This window comes from Rhodohalobacter barkolensis, from assembly GCF_002834295.1.
GTDB classification, from domain to species: Bacteria; Bacteroidota; Rhodothermia; order Balneolales; family Balneolaceae; genus Rhodohalobacter; species Rhodohalobacter barkolensis.
This window is the reverse complement of the sequence record NZ_PISP01000001.1, coordinates 400,845-425,986: the sequence shown is the minus strand read 5'-3', so window position 1 is coordinate 425,986 and position 25,142 is coordinate 400,845. Positions and strand designations below refer to the sequence as shown.

Here is a 25,142-nt window from a genome sequence, read left to right as displayed (position 1 = left end):
GATGAACACATATAAAGAACTGGGTTTAGCTCCCGGAAAAGCCATTTGCTATTCCGGTTTCAGAGAAGGACAGCATCCGGGTGGTAAATACCCCAATTACGAAGAAGTAAAAGAAGATTTACTGCTTCTTCACAACCATTGGAAATACCTTAGATTATTTAATATCGACACACATGCAGAGATTGTACTCGATGTGATCCGAAATGAAAATCTTGATTTTCAGATCATGCTTGGGGCTTATATTGAAGCCGAAATGAATAATTTCAATTGTCCCTGGGGAGGTGGAATTCATCCCAAAAAAGTACTCGAACAAAATACCGAAAACAACAGCCAAAAGATGCTCAAATTGGCTGAATTTGCAAATCAGTACCCGGATATCATCTTCTCCCTTTCTGTAGGTAACGAGGCGTGTGTGGATTGGACAGATCACCTGGTTCATGAAGAGAAAGTGCTGCACTATGTACAAAAAGTAAAAAGTCTTGCGAATCAACCTGTAACATTTTGCGAAAATTACGCCCCCTGGCTTTCAAAGCTTGAACCTCTCGCTAACGAATTAGATTTTATTTCTATTCACACCTACCCAGTTTGGGAGTACAAACACATCAATGAAGCTATAGATTATACAAAAGAAAACTATAGCGCTGTTGCCGAAAAATACCCCGATAAACCTGTTGTCATCACAGAAGCCGGTTGGGCTACAAAATCTAATGGTAGAGGCATCAACCCGGAATTTGTCAACGAAGAGTTTCAGAAAATCTATTTTGAAAAACTTATGAATTGGGTTGAAAAAGAGAACATTCTTACATTCTACTTCGAAGCCTTTGATGAGAGTTGGAAAGGTTCGCCCGAACCTTTGGAACCCGAAAAGCACTGGGGACTTTTCAAAACTGACAGAACGCCCAAGCTTGCCATGATGTATGACTGATTGGGAGCACGGCGTGTCTCCGCTTCACAAATAATTGAAATTTGTCAGTTTTAACTCAGAGTTTAATCTTACCGGTAATTATGTATTTGCAGTTACATACTATTACAACATTCGGAAATGGTTAAACTCTTATTTTGGTTAAACCAAAAATTACTTTAGAATGGATACTTGAAATATCCAATCTATTAAGGCTGGATTTGAGCAGATGAAGTCTAAAAACATTATGACCATTCATCCTTGGTGAGACCGATAACATATTTAATAATACTACTGATTAGCACAGTTTCAGTACATGCACAACAGATACCAGAAAAAGGTGTACCGTTGATGCAGAACTTTACCCCCTTAGAGTATAACAATAAGGGTAAAATATGGGATATCGATACGGCTCCAAACGGTATTGTCTACATGGCCGCCGATGGTGGACTACTTGAATACGATGGCAAAACCTGGAACAGCTTTAATGGTAGTGAAGGTTTCACCCGTTCTATCCATGTAGTCAGTGATTCGCTTATCTACACCGGTTCTGACCTGGACTTCGGCATATGGCAAAAAAACAGGTACCAGGATTTTGAATACCGTTCCCTTTATCCTTTCCGGGAGGATATGATTGACTTGAATGAGGAGTTTTGGAACATTCATCAATCAGGAGAGAATATTCTCTTTGTATCAGATTACAACATCTACATTTTTAGAAACGAAAATCTCACTAAAATATCAGCTCCCAGTCGGTTAACAGATAGCTACTCAGTTGGAGACTCGATCTATTTCTCAGATGAAGAGTTGGGTTTACTTCAATTCGATGATTTATCGTTAAACCCAGTTGCTGAGTTTCCCGATGATTTCGATTATGAAATTTCAGGAATCTACCATCATGAAGAGGGAATTGTGCTTGTTACATACGATTCCGGTCTTTTTCTTTACTCTGATGGGAATTTGACCCGGCTTGAAACACCCTTATCTCGTATTCTCGAAAATTCCAACGTATTTAGTTTTGAACAAATCCGGGAAAATTATTTAGCCGTCGGAACCGTACAAAAGGGTTTATATATCAGTGATATGGATGGAAACATTATCCACTATATCAACAGAAATAAAGGACTCCTCAACAATACCATATTAAGTCTCCATTACAGTTCTAATGGTCAACTTTGGATGGGATTGGACTATGGGATTTCTTCACTGAATCTAAATAGTAATCTGACATTTATCTATGATTTCAGAGGTGATTTTGGTACGGGATATACAGCTCAATTGAAGGATGAACGTTTCTATCTGGGTACAAACAAAGGTCTCTATACCTCAGACTGGGACTTACTTAAAAACGACATTGAATTTTACGGTTTTAATGAAATTCCGGGTAGCGAAGGACAGGTGTGGTCGTTAAATACGATTGAAGATGAACTATTTGTTGCCCACGATCGCGGGCTTTTCATTCTGAACAATAATCAACTGGAAAGAGTAGGAACCCAACAGGGCTTCTGGGAAATCACTCCCTATGGAGATTACTTGCTGGGTGGGACATATAATGGAATTTCCATTTTTGAAAAATCATCAGGAGAATGGTCGTTTCTGAAAAGAATGGATCTGATTCGTGGATCAACCAATCAGGTTTTGATTGAGCGAGACAACATACTATGGACCAACATACCTAATTACGGAGTTATCAGAGCTGAACTCGATGACGACCTTAATCCGACGGATAGAAAAATTTTCTTGAACGATATCTTTGAAGGTGCTGATCCCTACATTGCGAAAAATGATTCGGGCGTTCAGGTTGTTACTGATGAATTTGAATATACCTACTCACCGGAAGACAGCAGTTTTAGTACAAAAAATGAGATCGCATTTCATTCAGGTCCTGAAGAAATGATGCCCTGGATTTACCGTTCCGTTTCTCTGAATGATGAATATGAATTCTTTCCCCTCTACAATGGTTTCGCCCTCCGGTCTCTTGAAAAGGGGTTTATAGAAAACTCCGATAGTACGCAATTGATTTTCAGACAAATTGAAGCCTATAACAACGAAGAGAGCATTCAATCTTATCCCGGTGAAACCATTTCTCATGCTTATAACAATGTCAGGGTAGAATATCTGGTTCCCAATCAGCAAGATGTTCTATATCAATACAAACTAAACGGTAGTGAATCGTGGAGTGAGTGGTCTGCAGAAAGTGGAATTGATCTGATCAATTTAGACTATGGTGATTACGAGCTATCTGTACAAGCTATGAAAAACGGTGAGATATTTGACCGGTCTACCCTCTCATTTCGTGTGGCACCGCCTTGGTATCAGTCCTGGTACGCCTATCTCCTATACCTGATACTAATTGCAATAGGTATCTATCTGCTCTATTTGTGGCAAATGTACACTTTAAAGAAACACGAAAAACAGTATCTGATTAATAAGCAGCAATCTTTGCGTGAACAAGCTGAAAAACACCGCCAAAAAATGTTACAGTTTGAACAGGAGCGTTTGCAGGAAGATTATGATCAACTGAAAATGAAGCTGAGGGAGAAGACAATTGAGCTTGCCAACAAGGCAAAAGAAAACGAGGATAAAAATCGGCTGATTGAAAAGCTCAAGAAGAAAATTGAGAAGATTGAGCAAAATTCAGAATCATCCAAAACTCGATGGAATGAAATCAGCAATTTGCTTGATTCATATTCTACTGAAGAAGACAACACCTTTGAAATTCAGATGGATCAGTTGCATCAGGAATTTTTCCAAAGATTGAAAAAGAATTATCCCCAGCTCTCCAGTAACGATCTCAGACTTTGTGCCTATTTAAAACTGGGCTTCAACTCCAAGGAGATCGCTGACTTTTTAAATATCCAGCCTTCAAGTGTTTATATAAACCGATCCCGGTTACGTAAAAAGCTGGAACTGGATACCGAAGAAGATCTGCACGATTTCTTAAATTCTGTATAGCAACATTTACCGCCGGAAATTTCAGATCGCTCCTTCTTTACACATAAGCATTCAGAATAAAGAAGATCACCACACCGGTTACAGAAACATAGAGCCAGATTGGCAATGTCCACTTGGATACTTTACGGTGAGTGGAAAATTTCCCTGAAAATGCAAAGTAGTAGCTGGTCAGAACCAGAGGCACAACAAAAGCAGACAAAATGATGTGGCTAATTAAAATAAAGAAGTAGATCGGTCGGATGATACCCTCTCCCGGAAAAGGTGTATGACCAACAAAATTATGATAAACCAAGTAGCTGATTAAAAATAAAGATGATGTAACAAACGCGGTGAGCATCATCTTCATGTGTTTAACAAATTCTCGTTTTCTAATCGCTATAAAGCCCAGTACAATAAATACTGTACTCGCGGTATTGAGTAGTGCATTGAGTGCAGGTAAGTTTGAAACCCATGCCGCAGTCTCATCAGCAGTTTCCCTGAAATAGATTAACCAGATCAAAAATAGAAAAGCCAGGCCGCTAATCAGCAGTATAACACCTAATGCTTTTGCTACACTTATTTTTTTTAAAAAATCGACAGTGAGTTCCTTACTGTTTGGTTCTTTCATATCTGACAGAGTTCAATCAATTAATTTTTTCGCGCTCAAAATTACAACATTCAGAAATCAATTCTTGAACAATTCTGAATATTTTTTCCCTTTAAATCATTCAATATTAATTGTTGGTAAACAATTTTGAGACACTATAACATTCCTAACTGAAGCGCTTTCAGGCGTTTTAACAAATTGGATTATTTGCTCTTATTCTTAACACTAATGGTCTGCCATATAGCCATAAAAAAAGCATCAAATTTTAAGCAATTTATAGATCTGTCCACTATCTTTGTGAGCAATTGATACGATGTTTACCGAGACCCTATTATTTAGAATGAGTTTAAATACTTTGGTCTATCACAGAATAGGTATGGAGAATTTATAATTTTCGCTACCTTCATGGCTGATTAATTTCCGGTAAATTTCGATAAAAGGAATTGATAATTTTCAATAAATCTTATGGCTCAGATTTTTCCAAAATGGGCAGATGAAGCGCCCAAGCGAATTCTTATAGGTTCTATCATACTTTTAAATGCTGTTGTATTTGGTATATGGTATTTCTTCTCTCCTGAATTTACCGATGTCGGCTATGCTCCTGAACAGCCTGTCCCCTTTTCACACCAGGTACACGTAGGGCAGTTAGGCATGGATTGCCAGTACTGTCATACCCAAGTAGAAGAATCCAGACACGCTAATATTCCGGCTACTCAAACTTGCATGAACTGTCACAGTCAAATTCGCACAGATGTAGAATCATTACAACCTGTTCGCGACAGCTGGGAAACCGGCGAGCCCATTGAGTGGGTTCGTGTTCATATGTTACCCGATTATGCTTATTTCAATCACGCGGCACACGTAAATGTAGGTGTGGGATGTGAATCTTGCCACGGTCGTGTTGATCGTATGGAAGTTGTGCATCAGGCAGAACCGCTTAGTATGGGATGGTGTCTGGATTGTCACCGTGAACCGGAAAAACATGTTCGACCGGTATCAGAAGTAACCACAATGGGTTACTCTGTAGAAAATCAACTTGAAATTGGACGCGAATTGGTTGCAAAACACAACATCAACGCTCCTACATATTGCCAGAGTTGCCACTATTAATTGTTTGATCTAATTCAAACCCTGAGTTTCAATTTAATATTCTGTAAAGAATGAGTGATCAGTCAAATCAAACTACTTTCTGGAAAAGTTTAAACGAACTTGCCAAAAACGAAGAGTACAAAAAGTACACTGAAAGGGAATTTCCTGAAAACGCAACTGAAATGACCGACCAGGTCTCCCGCCGTAGTTTCCTTCGTGTAATGGGAGCTTCCATTGCCCTGGCCGGTTTCGCTTCTTGCCGGAAACCTGTTCAAAAGATTTTACCTTTTTCTAAACAGCCGGAAGATGTAGTACTTGGCGAACCAAATTACTACGCAACCAGTATGCCATTTCAGGATACGGTTACAGGGATTCTGGTTGAGAATAATGAAGGTAGACCTACTAAACTTGAGGGTAATGAACAACACCCTTCAAGCGGCGGAAGAACAAATATTTACAATCAGGCCGGTATTCTGAATCTTTATGACCCGGACCGTTCCAGATCGCCCCGAAGAAATGGTGAAAGCACGTCAAAGGATGAATTTGTTCAGTTTGCATCTGATCATTTTTCTGATCGAAACAGAAGAGTTCTATTTATAAGTGAGGCCAACTCCTCTCCTACGTACAACAGAATTAAACAGAATGCACTTCAAACATTTTCAAACGCCAATTGGGTAACATTTGAGCCCTTCAATGATGACAATGCCATTGAAGGCACAAACATCGCTTTTGGTCAAAGACTCAGAACGGTTAATCACTATGATAACGCAGATGTTGTTGTAGCCTTGAATGATGACTTTATGAGCCCGTTTGGACATAAAAACAGTGTTGAAAATGCTTATAAAGTTACTTCCAGACGAAAAGTAAGCAGTACGGATGACTCCATGTCCCGTATCTACTGCGTTGAAAACTCTTTCACATCTACCGGATCTTATGCAGATCACCGTTTAAGATTAAAAACATCAGAAATTGAGCCATTTGCCTATGCTTTGGCAGCTAAACTTTCAGAAAGTGTAAACGGTCTTTCTGCCTTTAGTAATGTGTCCAACGCATTCAGCAATCACGATTGGATTGAAAGGTTAGCCAATGATTTGCTTTCAAACCGTGGAAGTTCAGTTGTAAGTCTCGGGTTTGACCATTCAGCGGGTGCTCATGCAGCAGTTGCCGCAATCAATAGCGCATTAAATAATGTTGGTAGTACCGTAACCTATCACGAACTGCCATATTACGGTGATGAAAATCAGACTGAAGAATTTTTAAATGCGATTACAGAGTTGAAAGCCGGTAATTACGATACCGTTGTACTTGTAGGTACAAACCCGGCTTACTCCGCACCTGCCGATCTTGAATTTGCTCAGGCTTTGGGTAACGTGGATACTACAATTCATCTCTCCGACTATTATAATGAGACCTCAAAAGCATCAAACTGGCACGTAAATCGTGCACACTTCCTTGAGGCCTGGGGTGACGGACTTGCTTACACCGGACATCGATCAGTCATTCAGCCGCAAATCCTTCCTCTTTTTGATGGATTGAGCGAAATTGAGTTTTTAAATACAATTGTTACAGGCGAAGAGAGTACCGGTTACGACCTGGTTCAGGAAACATGGAGCAATTACTTTACATCAAACTTCGACCGTCAGTGGGAAACTGTCCTTCACGATGGAGTAGACAGAGAAAGTGGATTTGAACAGGTAAATGTATCTGTTCGCTCAGGTTTTGCTTCAGACATCCGCTCCTATCTTTCTGCTGAACCGATTAATGGTATAGAAATTACAATTAAACCGGACGCTACTCTTTTTGACGGCCGGTTTGCCAATAACGGATGGCTTCAGGAATTACCTGAACCCATGACGAAAATTACCTGGGATAATGTAGCCCTGATGAGTCCAAGTACTGCGGAATCGTTGGGTATCCCACCTGAACAAAATTTTAAATCCAATGATGTACCTATGGTTAGGATTTCTGCCGGCGGGAATACATTGGAAATTGCAGCCTGGGTCCTCCCGGGACATGCGGATGATTCTATCACCCTTACAACGGGCTATGGGCGAAATAACGTTGGCCGTGTAGCTGACGGAGTTGGAGTGGATACCTACCCTCTTCGAAGCAGCGATGCAATGTTTTTCAGACCTGCTGAGGTTGAAAAAACCGGGGCAATGTACGAAATCGCCTGTGTCCAGGACCACAACAGTATTGAAGGCCGCGACATGGTACGCGAAGCGACACTCGAGGAGTATCGCGAAAATCCTGATTTTGCTACCTATAAGAGTATTCACGGGTATGAAGTTCCCGGAATTAAAGAAGCATTAGCGGAAGGAGACGATCGCGGACCCATTTCACTATTTGAAGAACAGTACGGTCCGGATTATCAACCACAATGGGGAATGGCCATTGACCTGAATGCCTGCTTTGGTTGCGGTGTATGTACCATTGCTTGTCAGGCCGAGAACAACATTCCTGTAATTGGAAAACGCGAAGTTGGCCGCAGACGTATCATGCACTGGATAAGAACGGATCGCTATTTTGAAGGTGATCGTGATAATCCAAAAGCATATCACCAGCCGGTTCCATGTATGCATTGCGAAATGGCTCCTTGCGAGCAGGTTTGCCCGGTTGCAGCCACTACACACAGTGAAGATGGCATGAACCAGATGACCTATAACAGATGCATCGGTACACGGTACTGTGCTAATAACTGCCCGTTTAAGGTTCGACGTTTCAACTTCTTCAACTATACAAAAGAATATTTAACCACCGGAGACGACCCGGAAATCATCCAGATGGCAATGAATCCGGATGTGACTGTTCGTTTCAGAGGTGTGATCGAAAAATGCTCTTACTGCGTACAGCGAGTAAACAAAGCGAAGATCGAATCAAAAATTGCTACAGGTTCCAAAAAACCAGCTGACGGATCTGTTCAAACAGCTTGTCAGCAAGCATGCCCTGCTAATGCAATCACATTCGGCGATTTAACCGACCGAAACAGTGTGGTATCACAGCATAAGCAGAATGATCGAAACTATGTGATGCTCGAAGAGATGAATGTTCGACCAAGAACTTCATACCTTGCTAAACTACGAAATACTAACTCAGAATTGGCTTAACAACCAGGATATTTAATCGCAACTGATTTAACATGAGTAAAACGTACGAATACGTTACTGAACCCGCTCTTGTAAAGGGGAATCACGATTTTAAGAGTCTTACAGCGCTTATTACCGATATTAATATGCGTCCCACGCCTAAAGGCTGGTACATTGCATTCGGTATTTCCAATATTCTGCTGTTTGTTCTTCTTTTTTCCATTGGATACCTCATTTGGGAAGGAACCGGAATTTGGGGGTTGAACGCCCCTGCAGGATGGGGATGGGCTATTATTAACTTTGTATGGTGGGTCGGTATCGGTCACGCCGGTACACTGATTTCCGCCATACTTTTCTTGTTCCGTCAAGATTGGAGAACGGCCATTAACCGTTTTGCGGAGGCAATGACCATCTTTGCCGTAATGTGTGCGGGTATATTCCCTGCCATCCACGTCGGTCGAATTTGGGTCATCTATTGGGTTTTCCCACTGCCCAATCAAATGGCCATGTGGCCCAACTTTAACTCCCCGCTACTTTGGGACGTATTTGCCGTATCAACCTATTTTACCGTTTCACTTCTCTTCTGGTATGTAGGCCTTGTTCCTGACCTTGCCACAATCAGAGACAGAATTAAAAGCAAACTTGGCAAAACCATTTACGGTACCTTTGCCCTCGGTTGGAGAGGAAGTAACCGCCATTGGTGGAATTATGAAAAATCATACATGATTCTTGCAGGGCTGGCTACTCCGCTGGTACTTTCTGTACACACCATTGTATCCTTCGACTTTGCCGTTTCCCTCATTCCGGGTTGGCACACCACCATTTTTCCACCTTATTTCGTTGCCGGTGCGGTATTCTCCGGTTTTGCGATGGTATTGACACTCATGATCATTGTGCGGAAAATTTATGGTCTCGAAGAGATTATGACCCTTGATCACATCGAGAAAATGAATATCATTATTATGGTTACCGGTTCAATGGTCGGTTTTGCCTATCTGATGGAATTCTTTATTGCATGGTATAGCGGTGTTGAGTACGAGAAAGCAATTTTTATACTTCGGGCAACCGGACCCTATGCCTGGGCTTACTGGATTATGATTACATGTAATGTGATCTCTCCTCAGGTATTCTGGTCTAAGAAATTACGGCGTAATGTAGCTTTTACATTTTTCATATCGATCGTAGTGAATATCGGGATGTGGTTTGAACGATTTGTGATTGCTGTAACCTCACTATCAACCGATTTCCTTCCATCGTCTTGGGGTTACTATTCGCCAACATTTTGGGACGTAATTACTTACGTTGGGACATTTGGACTGTTCTTTACATTCTTCTTGCTTTTTCTTCGATTCCTGCCAATGGTTGCAGTAGCAGAGATAAAAGCTGTAATACCGCAAGCAGACCCTCATAACTATGATGAGAATGGAGAGTTCAATCCTCCTAAAGTAGAAATTCCGGAACCTATTAAAGATTCTGCACAAAAAGGATAAAGTGATGAGTAAATCAACTGTAGAAAATAATATGTATGGTGTACTCGCCGAGTTTAGAAATCCTAAAGAACTCGTTGACGCAGCCAAAATGATCAATCAGAACGGATATAAGAAGTTTGATACATTCAGCCCGTTCCCTATTCACGGTATCGATAAGGCTATGAATCTTCCGAAATCCAAATTGGGATGGATTGTAATTTCACACGGATTGATCGGGTTAATCGGTTCATTTGCCATGATCTATTTTATGATGGTTGCCGACTACCCTCTCAATATCAGTGGTAAAACATTACTGAATATCCCGGCATGGATTCCTGTAATTTTTGAATTGACCGTGCTTCTATCCGCTTTCGGTGCAGTTTTTGGAATGTTTTTCTTAAATGGGCTGCCAAAATTCAATCATCCGCTTTTTAATTCAGATAATTTCGCCAAAGTTACGGATGATGGGTTTTTTGTATGTATTGAAGCTGCTGATCCACAATTTGATGCAGATAAAGTACAAAGTATGCTGAAAGATGCCGGTGGCACCAATATTGAAGAGATTTACGATAATTAACCCGTTTATTTACGTATCAAATAGATAAAATTTTCAAATAACTAAAATTTACAGCAGTCAAAACGATATACATTCAGCAAAATCGTAAAGCTGTTGCATCTGATTTAAATTTTAATTTGTTCAGACAGATGAAATTAAACACAGCCAGAATATGTGCCCTTTTATTGATCTCGGTCATGATGATGTCATGCCGTGGTCAAAAATCTGAAAAACCACCGATTCATCCTCAACAGAATATGGATTTTCAGGATAGATTTAATGCTCAGGAATCCAATCCATTCTTTGCAGATGGTCGGGCAATGCGTACCCCTGTTGAAGGTACTGTAGCCCGTGGGCAACTTCGCCACGATACGGCTTTGTATGAGGGAGTTGATGAAAACGGTGATTATATCAACGAAATCCCATTTGATTTGACTGAATCATTCCTTTACAGAGGAAAAGACAAATTTGAAGTTTATTGCCAGATGTGTCACGGCGGAACCGGGAATGGACAGGGTATCATTATGACCGGCGGATATGGATATGTACCTGCTCCCACTTTCCACAGAGAAGACAGTTACAATATGCCGGATGGTGAGATTTACTCAGCCATTGCAAACGGTATTCGAAACATGCCGGCTTACGCTTCACAGATCAAAGTTGAAGACAGATGGGCAATTGTAGCCTATGTAAGAGCTCTGCAACGCAGCCAAAACGTTCCTGAATCTGAAATGGAACAATACGATGTGGATTTAGCACAACTACAGCAGGAAGATGAAGCGCGCAGAGCGCGTGAGGAAGAACTTGCTGAACAACGTGCTGCAGCAAGCGGCGAAGAAGAAGTTTCAGCGGCTCGTGGAGAGCAGCTCATTACAGCAAATGCCTGTAACGCCTGCCACTCAGTAGATGGTTCAAGGTTGGTAGGACCAAGTTTTGAAGGATTGTATGGAGCTGAAAGGAATTTTGCAGACGGTTCATCAACAGTCGCGGATGAAGAGTACATCAGAGAATCTATTATAGAGCCGGGTGCTAAGGTTGTAGAAAGCTATGACAATGTAATGGCCCCCTACTCTTACCTTTCTGATGGTGAAATCCAATCCATTATAGAGTACTTAAAAACAATTTCTGATAATTAACACTGAGCGATAAAAAGAAATAAATTCATGGCTTCAAACAGTCCAAAATTAGCTGATTCCGTTCAATTTCCAGCCCAAAAAGATGCAACAAAAGCATTTTACGGAGTAGGTATCGTTGGCCTTATTGCCAGCGGCGTTGGATACTTTTTAAACGCAGATCAGTTTTTCTTCTCTTATCTGACAAGTTTCACGTTCTTCACCAGTTTCGCTCTTGCAGCCCTGATATTGGTGATGATCCATCATATTACAAAATCTTCCTGGGGTGCGGTAATTCGACGAATTCCGGAATCACTTTTTTCAAAATTCTGGATCTGGGGTCTCTTCTTCATCCCCATACTTCTAGGAATGAGCAATCTGTATACCTGGACTAATACTGAGTATGTAATGAATGATCCCATTCTTGCGGGTAAGACACCTTACTTGAATGAGCCATTCTTCATCATCCGTCAGTTTATCTACTTTGGCATCTGGGGTTTCTTAGGCTACAAGCTGCACAGTGTATCTATAAAAATGGATCGCACCCGTGATTGGGGATTAACAGCACTGCTTAGAAAGTTCAGTGCCCCCGGCATCCTGCTCTTTGCATTAACCATAGCATTTGCAAGCTTTGACTGGATTATGTCTCTCGATGCTCACTGGTTCTCTACCATGTTCGGAGTATACTATTTTGCAATGAGTTTTCAGGCTCTCTTTCCTTTTATCATTTTGATGGTGTTTTGGATGCATCGCAATGGAATAATGAACGATATTATTCAAAAAGCGCATGTATATGATCTGGGTGCCTGGTTTTTTGGCTTTACTGTATTTTATGCCTATATCGCGTTTAGTCAGTTTTTGCTGATTTACTACGCTAACATCCCTGAGGAGACACTTTGGTACTACCATAGATTAGAAGGAAGCTGGGAGGCCGTTACTTATATGCTCCTGTTTGGCAGGTTTGTAATCCCTTTCATTCTCCTTATGAACAGAGAGTCGAAGCATAACAAAGTACTTTTGATCGTTACATCGATATTAATTCTTGTGATGCATTTTGTAGAGATACATTGGATAGTAATGCCTACCCTGCACCATCATGGAATTGCAATCAGCTGGCTCGACATTGCTACGTTGATTGGTCTTGGTGGAATTTTTATGGGAATGTTCTTTCAGACATTCAAAAATCATAATATGGTTCCGATTCACGATCCAAATTTACCGGACTCGCTACACAAAGAGTATCACCAATAATCTTTTTTAATTGCTTTTAGCTATGAGTAACAGCTCAAAAAATTTCACTAAAGAAGAAAAAGCGGCCATCGCTTTAAAAGCTGCATCCGGCCAAGAAAGTAAGCTGCAAGAGCTTGCAGAAGAACATGGTATTTCTGTTGAAGAAATACGGAATTGGATGCGCGAAACAGGCGTTACTGACGTTAATGATGACGATAGCGTATCTATTGAAGTTACTGACGACTATGATAAATCAGTCACTTACGGTGCTTCCTTCGATACTCCGAATTATCAAAGAATTGTGTTCTGGAGTGCTTTTGGATCTGCAGTGGTTCTACTCATCATTGTTTCTGTTTTCTATGTACACAGTTACACTACGTCTAACGTAGCAGACAGAACATCCGAAGAAAGCCAGTTTTACAATATTGAGGAAATTCAGCAACGAGAAGCCGAAACGCTAAACAGTTACGGTGTTGTTGATTCGGAAGAAGGAATTTATCGCATACCGATAGATCAGGCTATTTCAGAAATAGTGAATGAAAGTAATTAATCAATCTTTATGAAGTACACACTGAGAATCGCAATTTGGGTTTCAGTGTTTTTCATTTTTTCAGCCGGCTCAGTATCTGCTCAGTTAAATCAATCAAAACCGCAAATACTCGAAGACATTGGTGTTGATGAAAAACTCGGAGATAATATTCCTCTTGATCTTAAATTTGCCAACTCTGAAGGCGATTCAGTTCGATTGGGTGATCTCCTAGAAAGTGGAAAACCTGTTCTTTTAAATCCTCTTTATTATGAGTGCCCTACTCTTTGCAGTTTGGTACTCGATGCTGTATATAAAGTTGTTGATCAGCTTGTGTGGTCGCCCGGTGATGACTACACCATTATTTCATTTAGTATAGATCCGGAAGAAGGACCCGATTTGGCTGCTCAAAACAAAAGATCTTATTTAGAATCACTCGACAGGCCTAACGCTGATGAAGGATGGCATTTTTTAACAGGTAATCAACAAAATATTGAAGCTCTGACAGAATCGATTGGCTTCAAGTATAAGTATGATGAAGAAACAGGTGAGTATCTTCATCTGGCAAGTATCATGCTTTTGAGCCCTGAAGGTAAAATTACCCGGTATCTATATGGAGCTACGTTCAGAGAATTGGATTTGCGAAATGCACTCCATGAATCTGCAGACGGAAAAATCGGTTCAGCCATCGATCAAGTCGTTTTATACTGTTTTACTTACGATCCGTCATCGCAAAGTTATGTACCGGTTGCGATGAATATTATGAAACTTGGTGGCTTGGCTACCGTGATTATTCTGGGTATATTTCTTGGAATTTTTTGGAGGCGCGAACGCCGTTCTACACAATCCTCAAAAATAACTACTGAAAATGAATAGACTTATTGAATATATGCTTCCCCCGGCAAAAAGTACGATGGCCGGCGAAACAGATGCATTGTTCTACTTCATCAATGTTACCAGCTTTATTCTTCTCTTTGGAATAACCGTTGCAATAATACTCTTTGCCTGGAAATACAGGAGAAAATCTGAAGATGATATTACACCGGTTATTTCTCATAACAACAAGCTCGAGATTACGTGGTCGGTTATACCGCTAATTTTGGTGATCATTGTATTTGGATGGGGTTATAGCACCTATGTGAAAAATATCACCCCTCCTTCTGATGCCTACGAAATCCGAGTTGTAGGTAAAAGCTGGCTTTGGGAATTCCATTACGATGATGGCACCGTAAGTGTTAACGAACTGCATGTTCCTGTAGACAGGCCGGTGAAACTGGTTATGAGTTCAGACGATGTACTACACTCCTTTTATATTCCGGATTACAGAGTAAAAAAAGACGTACTACCCAATCGTTATACCTCTGTATGGTTTGAAGCCACTGAAGAGGGTGAATCTGTAATATTCTGTACTGAGTATTGCGGAACATCTCACTCAAATATGCTTGCAACTACAATTGTTCATTCTGAAGAAGATTTTCAAACATGGCTGGAATCGGGTGGCGGAGATGATGAAGATATGTCACCTGCAGAAAGAGGTGAAATGCTTATTGAGCGTAATGCATGTGCTACCTGCCACTCCACAGACGGATCCAGACTTACAGGTCCATCCTTTCAGGGAGCGTGGGGATCTGAAGTACCTCTCGAAAACGGCGAAACAGTAGAGTTTGATGAAAACTATGTTCGTGAAAGTATCCTGGAGCCAAATGCGAAAGTACACGAAGGTTTCCAGGGAGTTATGCCTTCTTATGCAGGTACTCTCGACGACCGACAGATTGATGCAATCATTGAGTATATAAAAACCTTACAATAGATCATGGCTACATCCGAAGCATCCAATACGACTTACAAAAAAATACAGGTCCGGCGTTATAAGCCGGATGAAAATCCTGAAAAACATTATCTCAACGAAGAAAAAGGACTTTGGGCCTGGTTAACAACAGTAGACCATAAAAAGATTGGTCTGATGTACCTGGCTTCGATTGCCTTGTTTTTCCTTGTAGGAGGAATTCTGGCTTTGGTTCTTAGAACCGAACTCTGGACACCTGCCCGAAACTTCCTTGATGCCGACATGTACAATCAGGTATTTACATTGCATGGCGCCATCATGATTTTCTTTTTTCTGGTTCCATCCGTTCCAACCGTTCTGGGTAACTTTGTCTTACCCCTTCAGCTTGGAGCAAAAGACGTGGCTTTCCCTCGCCTGAACCTTGCAAGTTTCTATATCTACGTAATCGGTGCACTATTTACACTTACCGCTATATTGACAGGCGGTGTTGATACCGGATGGACATTCTATACGCCTTACAGTGCTACAACAAGCGGTAATGTGTTATTGATGACCCTTGGGATATTTATTCTCGGTTTTTCCTCCATATTAACGGGTGTAAACTTCATTGTTACGATTCATAAAATGCGCTCACCGGGCATCACCTGGGCTAAACTCCCACTAAACCTCTGGGCACTTTATGCAACATCCATTATTCAGATTTTAGCAACACCTGTACTTGCAATTACACTTCTTCTTCTCGCTATGGAGAGAGCATTGGGTATAGGTATTTTTGATCCTAATATGGGAGGTGATCCCGTGCTATATCAGCACTTTTTCTGGTTCTACTCCCACCCTGCCGTATATATTATGATTGTACCCGGCTTTGGAATTGTCTCTGAAGTAATCTCTACCTTTTCCAAGAAAATTATATTTGGGTATTGGGCGATTGCACTCTCTTCTCTGGCAATTGCATTTATAGGGTTCCTTGTTTGGGGCCACCACATGTTTACAGCAGGTCAGTCATCATTGGCCAACATGGTATTCTCATTCTTAACCTTTATGGTAGGTATTCCAACCGGAATTAAGATTTTTAACTGGCTGGCCACGATGTACAAAGGTTCGATCGATTTAAAGGCTCCTATGCTATATATCATGATCTTCCTGTTCCTGTTCACCATCGGTGGATTTACCGGAATCATGCTCGGCGCTCTTTCCGTAGATATTCACCTGCACGATACCTACTATGTAGTTGCTCACTTTCATTACGTGATGGTTGGCGGTATGGTGATGGCTTTTCTCGGAGGTATTCACTACTGGTGGCCTAAGATGTTCGGAAAGATGTACAGTGAAATTTGGGCACGAATAGCTGCTGGATTTATCTTTATTGGATTTAACATGACATTCCTTCCGCAGTTTATCATGGGATCTCAGGGAATGCCACGAAGATACTTCAACTACATTGAGCAGTTTCAACCATTCCATCAAACATCTACAATAGGTGCTTACATCATGGGGGTTGGTTTCCTGATTATTGCTTTCTACCTCATTCATTCCCTTTTTAAGGGGAAACGAGCCGGATCTAACCCTTGGGGAAGCCGGGCTCTCGAATGGCAAACAGCATCTCCACCGCCGCTGCATAACTTTGAACATGTACCGGTAATAATTAACGGACCTTACGACTATCATAAACCGATGTCGGAATTCCAGTTGGGAGTTGCATCTTCACACAACGGGCACCACGCAGAAGAAACGGTGAACGTACCGGAATCATCAGTACAAGATAAAGTGTAAATCAAAGGAAAAAGAAATCATGTCATCAACTTCTGCTATTGAAGAAAAAAGGCTTGATCACGTTCAACACCACTTTGTTGACAGTGATCAACAGTTCGAATCCGCAAAAATGGGAATGTGGGTATTTATTGTGACTGAAGTTCTCATGTTTGGAGGACTTTTTGCCGCATATATCGCCTATCGTGCCTGGTATCCCGAACTCTACCTTGAGGCATCCACTCAACTGAATGCTTTTTGGGGCGGTGTGAATACACTGGTGCTTATCGGTAGCTCACTCACGGTAGCCATGGCCATTCGTTCAGCCCAGCTGAATCAGATCAAGGGATTGATCATCAACCTATATATTACCATTGGATTAGCTTTAACCTTTATGGTGATTAAATACTTTGAGTACTCTGAGAAGCTTTATAAGGGAATTGCACCCGGAAGTTATTACACATATGATGGATTGGAGCACGAAAAAGCGAATATCTTTTTTAGTATCTACTACATGATGACCGGTCTTCACGGGGTTCACGTAACCATTGGTATCGCGCTTATGATCTGGCTGGTTATCAAGGCGAAAAAGAATGTGTTTCACGAAGGATACTACACACCTGTAGAAATCACCGGATTATACTGGCACCTCGTGGATATCATCTGGATTTTCCTCTTTCCATTACTCTATCTGATCGACTAACCGAAAAAATTATATCACAACATGAGTGGACATCATATTTCATCAGCCAAGTTTTTGTGGGGAATTGCAATTGCCCTGTTTTTCCTAACATTTGTTACGGTTGCCGTTACCTGGATTGAAATTCCTGATCCCTGGAATGTAGTAGTGGCTATCGGTATTGCAATTGTAAAAGCGTTGTTGGTACTTCTCTTTTTCATGAACCTTTATTGGGACAGTAAATTCAACAGTTTACTCTTTGTTTTTTCAATCATCTTCTTCCTGCTCCTGATTGGAATTACGCTGCTGGATACCCTATTCAGAATTGATCCAATACCAAGTTTCTAATAAAGTATTATTCTGTTTTTAAAAGCCGATTTCTTACGAGATCGGCTTTTTTTGTTTACATTTCACTCCATCATAAACTCAACTCAAGACGGACACGATGAATAGTTTAAAAATTGGAAACCTCGAGCTCTTTCCCGTAGAAACCGGAAGATTCAGATTGGATGGAGGTGCTATGTTTGGTGTAGTACCTAAAACATTATGGAGCCGTCAAATACCGGCAGATGATAAAAACCGAATTCCGATGGCCATGCGCTGTATGCTGGTTAAATCTCAAAAAACGGATCGGATTTACCTGATTGATAACGGCTGTGGAAATAAGTTTAATGAGAAGATGGAGAAGATCTATTCGCTGGATTATGAACACAGTAATTTGATCGATTCATTGAGTCAAATTGGAGTTAACCCTGAAGAAATTACGGATATGGTTTACACTCATCTCCATTTTGACCACTGCGGAGGTACTACAGATTATGATCAGGAGGGAAATCTGGTGGAGGTTTTTCCTAATGCTACCTACCACGTGAATAAACGTCACTGGGAAACTGCAAATCATCCCAATGATCGTGAAACTGCCAGTTTTTTTCCTGAAAATATCGATCCCATTAAGAATAGCGGTCGATTAAATCTCACCGAAGATAATTGTGAATTCGAGGAAGGATTTAAAACCGTAGTAATGGATGGTCATACAGAAGGTCAACAGCTGCCACATTTTACAGACGGAAAGAAGACCATTATCTATTCTGCGGACCTCTTCCCTACCTTCGCTCACATACCCCTGCCGTGGATTATGGGATACGATATGAAACCACTTCAAACCCTGAAAGAGAAGAAAGCGTTTTTGAAGGAGGCCGTGGAAAATCAATGGTACATCTACATGGAACACGATGCAGAACACGAAATCATTACGATAAATGAGGAGAATGGAAAATATGCCATGGATCAATCCATGAAGATCTCCGACATCGAATAATCACCGGGCTTGCAGCTGCGTTATATCGATGGATTAATAAATGACTCTCTATTACCAACATTTTGAATGAATGCCTGAAAAACCCTCAAATAATAAAACACTCGATGAGCTGATTGCTCTTTTGAAAAGAGGGTATGAACGGTACACACGTTTCAAAAAAACCACGCTCGGCTTTTACGCATTTGGACTATTCCTGGCCGGATTATCAGCTTTCGTTCTTCTTGAACAAAGTTTGTACTTGACCTCCGGCGTTAAAACCGGATTGGTGGTTCTCCTTTTGGGATTGTCCCTGCTGTTAGGTTACTCACTCTATAAGAAGTTTAAAACGAGTTCATTTCAAACGTTTTACACTGATTTTTTTTCCAATAGTGATCAGTCGAAAGTACTCAGTGCAGTTGATCTCTATCTTTATCCCGATCAGCAAAGCTCAGTTTTTTATGATGCGGCGATATCTTCCAATTTAAAAAATGTGAATATCGGGGATGTCAGAAGAGAGTTAAATGAGTTCATTCTACAAAAACCGGAAACGAAGTCATTTAAAAAATCTGCTTTTTTCTTTCTGGCCTCCTTCCTGTTAATCGCTACTTTTTCTTTCATCTACACGGATTCTCTCCAAAGGACTTTTCATTTTTGGGAAACCTACTCAAAACCTAATCCTTTTCAATTTACGGTTTCACCCGGAAACACCACTGTGGAACACGGCTCTGCATTTAACCCGGAAATCAAATTTCTGGATGGTAATATTCCGGACCAGATTCTTTTTTCCTACAAGACAGATGTTGAAGATGGGTTTCGTTCACGTCCTACAGAATCTGGCGGAAATAGGCTATTTGCCTCTTCCCAAATTGAGTTAACCAACAGTATAACCTATCGTTTTGAGATGGATGGCTTTCAAAGTGAAGAGTATGAAGCAACGGTCCGTCTGCAGCCCAGGTTTGAAGAGTTAATGGTTGATGTACAGCCTCCTTCATACACTCAACTATCGTCGTCAGAATATACCTATCCCTTTTCAAACATCTCTTTTTATCCGGGTTCTGAAATATCACTTTCAGGCAGAACAAATAAAGAGCTGCTCACTTTAAGAATTGAAGGTGAAGATTTTAGTTCAGTGCCAGAACTTCAAACGGAGAATGGCCAGTCGGTTTTTACCTATCAGTTTGCTCCCGAGAACGATGACACACTCGCTTTTTATCTGTCAGACATAGATGAACTCCAAAATTCGAACCGATATCGAACAGTACTCACTCTTACTGATGACGAGAACCCTGTCGTCTCTATACTTGACCCTACGGGCACCATTCAAAGCTCCTCACCCGAAAATATGGAGATCCAGTTTCGGGCAACGGATGATTTTGGTATTACCCGGGCTGAACTTCGATGGGAACTGCAGCGAGCTTTTGTGGATGATCCGATACAGAATCAACAACGTCTCTCGAATCCCGGAAACGGATATACAGAATCGATAAACTGGGATCTGAATTCTCTTGATCTTCGTCCAAGGGATGTTGTTGAATTTAAAATTCGGGTGTGGGATAATGACGAAATTAGCGGTCCCAAATACAGTGATTCAAACATTGTAACCTTGATCGTGCCCTCACTTGCAGAAAGCTTTGAGGAACTGGACAGCAAGGAACGGGATGTACAGGGAGAGCTGGATAATATTTCGGATAACTTCAGAAACATGGAAAATGAGTATGAAGAGTTTCTGGAAAAGCTTCGGCAAAATCCTGAGGGAGGTTTTGAAGAAGAACAGATGATGGAAGAGATTCGTGACCAGCAATCGGATATAGATGATGCGGTTCGTGAAATGAATGAACAATTTGAAGAGCTCCGATCCGAAATGATGCAGAATGATAATGTATCTGAGGAGACACAACGGGCCTACCGCGAACTACAGCAACTGATGGATGAGCTGGATGACCCTGCCCTGCGCGAAGCAATGGAAGAGTTGCAAAAGGCGCTGCAGAATATGTCGCCCGACGAGATTGAGCAAGCTCTGGAAAATGTCAGCTTTAACGAAGATGTATACAGGGAACGGATTGAACGGACTGTAGAGCTATTCAAACAACTTAAAATGAATAGCGACCTGGATAAACTGGCCAGACAATATGAAGATCTGGCAGATCGAATTCAACCAACTGAAAGTCAATCTCCTGAGAATCTGAAGAATGAGCTGCAGAATAGTGAGGATGATTTAAACTCGATTAAAAATCAGCTGGACAATCTGGATCAAAATCCACCGAAGCGATCTGAACAAAAGATCAAGCAAATTAAAGAAGAGGCTCAAGAACGAATAGATGAGATTGAGCAGGATTTCGATGATCTAGACCGAGAAACGGAAGATCAAATCCAGAGTGGTGATGAAGAAACGGATGAATCCACAAAGGGGAATCAACAGCAATTAAGCCAACAACTACAGGAACAGGCTGAACAGCTTCGGTCGGCGAGTAGTCAGATGAGCGGTCAGCAGATTCAAGTGAATATACTTGCACTTCAACATGCGCTCTATACACTTTTAGAACTTTCTGATCTGCAGGAATATATTTCTCAAAGCGCTGCTGAAATTCGCAGTCGTAATCAAGGTTTTGTGGAATTGGCACGTAGCCAGAAAAATGTCTCCGACAATTTTTCGATCACGGCAGATACTCTCTTTAAAGTTTCTTCTGAGCTGCCCGGTGTTCCAAATCAGATTAACCGGAAAAAAGCTGAAGTGGAACGCAGCCTTGGAAATTCGCTTGAGGAGATGGTAGAGCGGGATCAACGGAATGCATCCATCGCTTCCAGAGAAGCCCTGAGTGGAATCAATGATCTTGCATCCATGGTTGCCTCCCTCATTGATCAACTGAAAGATCAGCAAAATGGTGATGGTGGCGGTGGTATGAGTATGCAACAGATGATTGAGCAAATGCAGCAAATGTCAGGTAACCAGCAACAACTCAACCAACAGTTACAAGAGCTCATCAACGACATGCAGGGAGACCGTTTGAGCCGGGAACAGACTGAAAGACTTGACCAGTTGGCTCGCCAGCAAAATGAAGTTCGAAGACAGCTGCAGGAAATTCAACGGCGTGGCGGGCTTGAGTCTGGCGATCGGGTTTTGAGTGAATTACAGCGAATGATGGATGATATGGAAGATTCCATTAATGACATGCGCGGCGGGATGACCGATCCGATTATGACGCAAAGACAACAAAATATTCTATCCAGAATGCTGGATGCTGAAGAGGCTCTTGAGCAAAGAGGCGAAACAGAAGAACGTGAAGGAACGGCATCAAGCAATTATGATCAAACTCTTCCACCGGAAATGACGCTTCAGGAACTTGAACAAGAGATCCGCACTCGACTTCAGGACCCAAACTATACGAGTTTTTCCGAATCCTTTCAGAGGTTAATTGAACGGTATTTTGAACAGTTACGCCGTTTTGAACAATCCGAAAGAAAGTAGTTCGAAGAAACATCTTTTTACACGATTTCGTATTTAAGCCCCGGCACACCTTTATTTTTTTAGTCTAAATCTTGTCATATTGCTGATTGAATTGTCATTTAACCACCACTATATGAAAAATTATCTGCTACTGTCTTTTCTTTTCATTTTTACTGTACCGCAGTTCATTGATGCACAATCAATCTCTGAGACAAGTGTAGACATTGAAATTGTTGACCAAATTATTGAGGAAGGCATTGAGCGTTCCCAGGTAATGGAAATTGCCAGCTGGCTGACCGATGTTTACGGCCCCAGGCTTACCAACTCTCCACAAATGAGAAATGCGAACGAATATACAAAAACCGCCCTTGAAGAGATGGGCCTCGAGAATGCATATCTCCACCAATGGGGTCCCTTTGGCAAAGGATGGGAATTGAATCGTTTTGCCATGCATGCGAACTCTCCTCACAGTTACTTTCCGGTTACAGCTTATCCAAAAGCGTGGTCGCCGGGACACGAAGGACCCGTGGAGGGTGAAGTGCTTTTTCTAAATGTAGAAAGCGTTGAGGAGCTTGAACAATACAGAGGGGAGCTTGGAGATAAATTTGTGATGCTGGATCTTCCTCAGGAGTCTGAACCCAGCTGGGATCCTATCGCTACACGAATCAGTGATGAAAGACTATTAGAGCTGGCCAATGCATCTGAAGCCGTTCGTGAGCAACAGGAGAATCAGCGCGAGCCAAATCCGGAAGCTGCTCAGCGGGCAGAACTACAGTACGAGATCATGAAATTTTTATGGGAGGAGAAACCACTCGCAATCCTCGATTACGGCTATCGCGGCTGGTACGGACAAATAGCTGTAGGTGCTGCATCCATACCGTCAGCCCCCGGAACACCATGGGGAGAACGCCCCAGAGTTTGGGATGAGAACGTATCAGATGTTGTGCCTCAAATTTCCCTGATGCGAGAGCACTACGGGCGTATCTTCAGAATGCTGGAAAAAGATGTGCCGGTAGAAATTGAGCTCGATATGCAAGTAAGCTTCTATGATGATGACCTATACGGTTATAATACGATAGCCGAAATTCCCGGTACGGATCCTGATCTTAAGGATGAAGTGGTTATGCTGGGAGCACACCTCGATTCGTGGCATGCATCTACCGGAGCGGCCGATAACGCATCCGGGTCTGCCGTAATGATGGAAGCCGTTCGAATCTTAAAAGAACTGGGTGTAGAACCACGCAGAACCATTCGGATTGCCCTCTGGGATGGTGAAGAACAGGGACTGAACGGATCCCTGGAATATGTATCAGATCACTTTGCTTCGGCAGAAGGTTCGTGGAATCAGGCAGAAGGGATAGAAGAAAAAGAGGATTACGATAACTTCTCTGCCTATTACAATTTTGATAATGGAACCGGTCAAATACGCGGTGTATACCTTCAGCAGAATGAAGATTTAAGACATCTGTTCAAAACCTGGCTGAAACCGTTTGAAGAGTGGAGTGCCAACACAGTTACCTACAACAACACAGGCTCAACCGACCACATTGCGTTTGAAAGAGTTGGACTCCCCGGATTCCAGTTTATTCAGGACCCAATTGAGTACTTCACCATGACGCACCATTCGAATATGGATTACTACGAACGATTGGTTGAACAAGATCTGCAGCGTTCTGCAGTAATTATTGCAACTTTTGTTTATCATACAGCCATGTTGGATGAAAAGCTTCCACGTAAATAGCGACTGCACTGATAAAATTTATTCAAATCCCCTGTTCAACTGCAGGGGATTTTTTTATGCATTTAACTAAAACCTTTGCCCCTCTCCCATCTCTTTTGCATTTTCTCTGTAGCAAAGTTTTGACAATCATTCTGCACACATTATCCTCAAATGATTCATGAGTAATTCTGACCAAATATCTATTGATGACATCATCAACTATTTAAAAGCTGAGCGGGAAGTTTATGGTCCTTTTTCAGTATCAAAACGGGATTTTGATAGACCTGATCAAACAGCTGAGACAGCAACTATTCAAGAAGATGAAAAAACAGAGGTTCAACCTGAAGCTGAGACGAAGCCATTAACCCTTTCTGACAGACTCGCGGCCTGTTCAACATTGGATGAGTTAAAACAACTCTGTTCTACAGCCGATGAACTTAGAACCGACCTTAAAAATACCAACCTGGTTTTCGGTGTTGGCAATCCAAATGCAGATCTGATGCTGATCGGTGAGGCGCCGGGTGAACAAGAGGATAAACAGGGAGAACCCTTTGTAGGTGCGGCCGGACAACTTTTGAATAAAATACTGGCTGCCATCAATTTTTCGCGTGATGACATCTACATTGCAAATATTTTAAAACATCGTCCACCGGGTAATCGAAATCCAACCGATGAAGAGTGTAAACGAAGTATGCCTTTCCTGAAAAGACAGATTGAACTGGTTAAACCAAAAATCATTCTGTGCCTTGGTAAAATTTCAGGTCAAACTATGCTGAACAGTGACGGAACTCTGAAAAGCATGCGTGGAAAGTTTCACTCATTTAAAGATTATGAATTGACTGTAACCTATCATCCGGCAGCTCTTCTGCGAAACCAACAGTGGAAACGCCCCACATGGGAAGATGTTCAGATGGTAAGAAAACGGTATGATGAACTCGGTGGGAAACCTTGAAAAA

19 protein-coding genes are annotated in these 25,142 nt (G+C 41.6%); 18 read left to right on the top strand and 1 reads right to left on the bottom strand.

What is annotated here, in order from left to right; genetic code table 11:
- Position 1 precedes the first annotated feature (1 nt).
- Both CWD77_RS01710 and CWD77_RS01705 read left to right on the top strand, forming a co-directional pair.
- Positions 2-925 (top strand): glycoside hydrolase family 17 protein, encoded by a 924-nt coding sequence (locus CWD77_RS01710; RefSeq protein WP_101071501.1) that lies wholly within the window; start codon positions 2-4, stop codon positions 923-925.
- A gap of 327 nt (positions 926-1,252) precedes the next feature.
- On the top strand, positions 1,253-3,856 hold the full coding sequence (locus CWD77_RS01705; protein ID WP_101071500.1) for a hypothetical protein: 2,604 nt from the start codon (positions 1,253-1,255) through the stop codon (positions 3,854-3,856).
- A gap of 37 nt (positions 3,857-3,893) precedes the next feature.
- Here CWD77_RS01705 and CWD77_RS01700 read toward each other — a convergent pair whose 3' ends face one another.
- Positions 3,894-4,463, bottom strand: coding sequence for a DUF420 domain-containing protein (locus CWD77_RS01700; RefSeq protein ID WP_101071499.1), 570 nt, complete (start codon positions 4,461-4,463; stop codon positions 3,894-3,896).
- A 444-nt stretch (positions 4,464-4,907) separates the two neighbouring features.
- Between CWD77_RS01700 and CWD77_RS01695 the strand changes: the two genes are divergently transcribed.
- From CWD77_RS01695 to CWD77_RS01620, 16 genes are all read left to right on the top strand, one after another.
- On the top strand, positions 4,908-5,552 hold the full coding sequence (locus CWD77_RS01695; RefSeq protein ID WP_101071498.1) for a cytochrome c3 family protein: 645 nt from the start codon (positions 4,908-4,910) through the stop codon (positions 5,550-5,552).
- Positions 5,553-5,602: 50 nt separating this feature from the next.
- Complete coding sequence (locus tag CWD77_RS01690) at positions 5,603-8,638, top strand: TAT-variant-translocated molybdopterin oxidoreductase (RefSeq protein WP_101071497.1); 3,036 nt, start codon at positions 5,603-5,605, stop codon at positions 8,636-8,638.
- A 32-nt stretch (positions 8,639-8,670) separates the two neighbouring features.
- The gene (gene nrfD, locus CWD77_RS01685) at positions 8,671-10,107 is read left to right on the top strand and encodes an NrfD/PsrC family molybdoenzyme membrane anchor subunit (RefSeq protein ID WP_101071496.1); all 1,437 of its coding nucleotides are present in this window, start codon (positions 8,671-8,673) and stop codon (positions 10,105-10,107) included.
- 4 nt (positions 10,108-10,111) lie between these two features.
- Entirely contained in the window at positions 10,112-10,663 is a 552-nt protein-coding gene (locus tag CWD77_RS01680; RefSeq protein WP_101071495.1) for a DUF3341 domain-containing protein, read from the top strand.
- Positions 10,664-10,791: 128 nt separating this feature from the next.
- Complete coding sequence (locus CWD77_RS01675) at positions 10,792-11,778, top strand: c-type cytochrome (RefSeq protein WP_206017925.1); 987 nt, start codon at positions 10,792-10,794, stop codon at positions 11,776-11,778.
- Between the two features lie 27 nt (positions 11,779-11,805).
- Positions 11,806-13,005 carry a hypothetical protein gene (locus tag CWD77_RS01670; RefSeq protein WP_101071494.1) on the top strand — a complete coding sequence of 400 codons (1,200 nt, stop codon included), beginning with the start codon at positions 11,806-11,808 and terminating at the stop codon, positions 13,003-13,005.
- Positions 13,006-13,027: 22 nt separating this feature from the next.
- Complete coding sequence (locus CWD77_RS01665) at positions 13,028-13,534, top strand: hypothetical protein (protein WP_101071493.1); 507 nt, start codon at positions 13,028-13,030, stop codon at positions 13,532-13,534.
- A gap of 9 nt (positions 13,535-13,543) precedes the next feature.
- A complete protein-coding gene (locus tag CWD77_RS01660; protein WP_101071492.1) occupies positions 13,544-14,386 on the top strand; it encodes an SCO family protein in 843 nt (280 codons plus the stop codon).
- The gene (coxB, locus tag CWD77_RS01655) at positions 14,379-15,320 is read left to right on the top strand and encodes a cytochrome c oxidase subunit II (protein ID WP_101071491.1); all 942 of its coding nucleotides are present in this window, start codon (positions 14,379-14,381) and stop codon (positions 15,318-15,320) included. The genes CWD77_RS01660 and coxB overlap by 8 nt, the downstream gene beginning before the upstream one ends.
- A gap of 3 nt (positions 15,321-15,323) precedes the next feature.
- Complete coding sequence (ctaD, locus tag CWD77_RS01650; protein WP_101071490.1) at positions 15,324-17,069, top strand: cytochrome c oxidase subunit I; 1,746 nt, start codon at positions 15,324-15,326, stop codon at positions 17,067-17,069.
- 19 nt (positions 17,070-17,088) lie between these two features.
- Positions 17,089-17,748, top strand: coding sequence for a cytochrome c oxidase subunit 3 family protein (locus CWD77_RS01645; RefSeq protein WP_101071489.1), 660 nt, complete (start codon positions 17,089-17,091; stop codon positions 17,746-17,748).
- Positions 17,749-17,769: 21 nt separating this feature from the next.
- Positions 17,770-18,072, top strand: a complete 303-nt coding sequence (locus CWD77_RS01640; protein ID WP_101071488.1) for a cytochrome C oxidase subunit IV family protein — start codon at positions 17,770-17,772, stop codon at positions 18,070-18,072.
- A gap of 97 nt (positions 18,073-18,169) precedes the next feature.
- Positions 18,170-19,042: an MBL fold metallo-hydrolase gene (locus CWD77_RS01635; RefSeq protein ID WP_101071487.1), complete on the top strand. Its 873-nt coding sequence runs from the start codon at positions 18,170-18,172 to the stop codon at positions 19,040-19,042.
- A gap of 70 nt (positions 19,043-19,112) precedes the next feature.
- Complete coding sequence (locus CWD77_RS01630; RefSeq protein WP_101071486.1) at positions 19,113-22,487, top strand: coiled-coil domain-containing protein; 3,375 nt, start codon at positions 19,113-19,115, stop codon at positions 22,485-22,487.
- A gap of 112 nt (positions 22,488-22,599) precedes the next feature.
- On the top strand, positions 22,600-24,207 hold the full coding sequence (locus CWD77_RS01625) for a M20/M25/M40 family metallo-hydrolase (RefSeq protein WP_101071485.1): 1,608 nt from the start codon (positions 22,600-22,602) through the stop codon (positions 24,205-24,207).
- Between the two features lie 157 nt (positions 24,208-24,364).
- On the top strand, positions 24,365-25,138 hold the full coding sequence (locus tag CWD77_RS01620; protein ID WP_101071484.1) for a uracil-DNA glycosylase: 774 nt from the start codon (positions 24,365-24,367) through the stop codon (positions 25,136-25,138).
- Positions 25,139-25,142 lie beyond the last annotated feature (4 nt).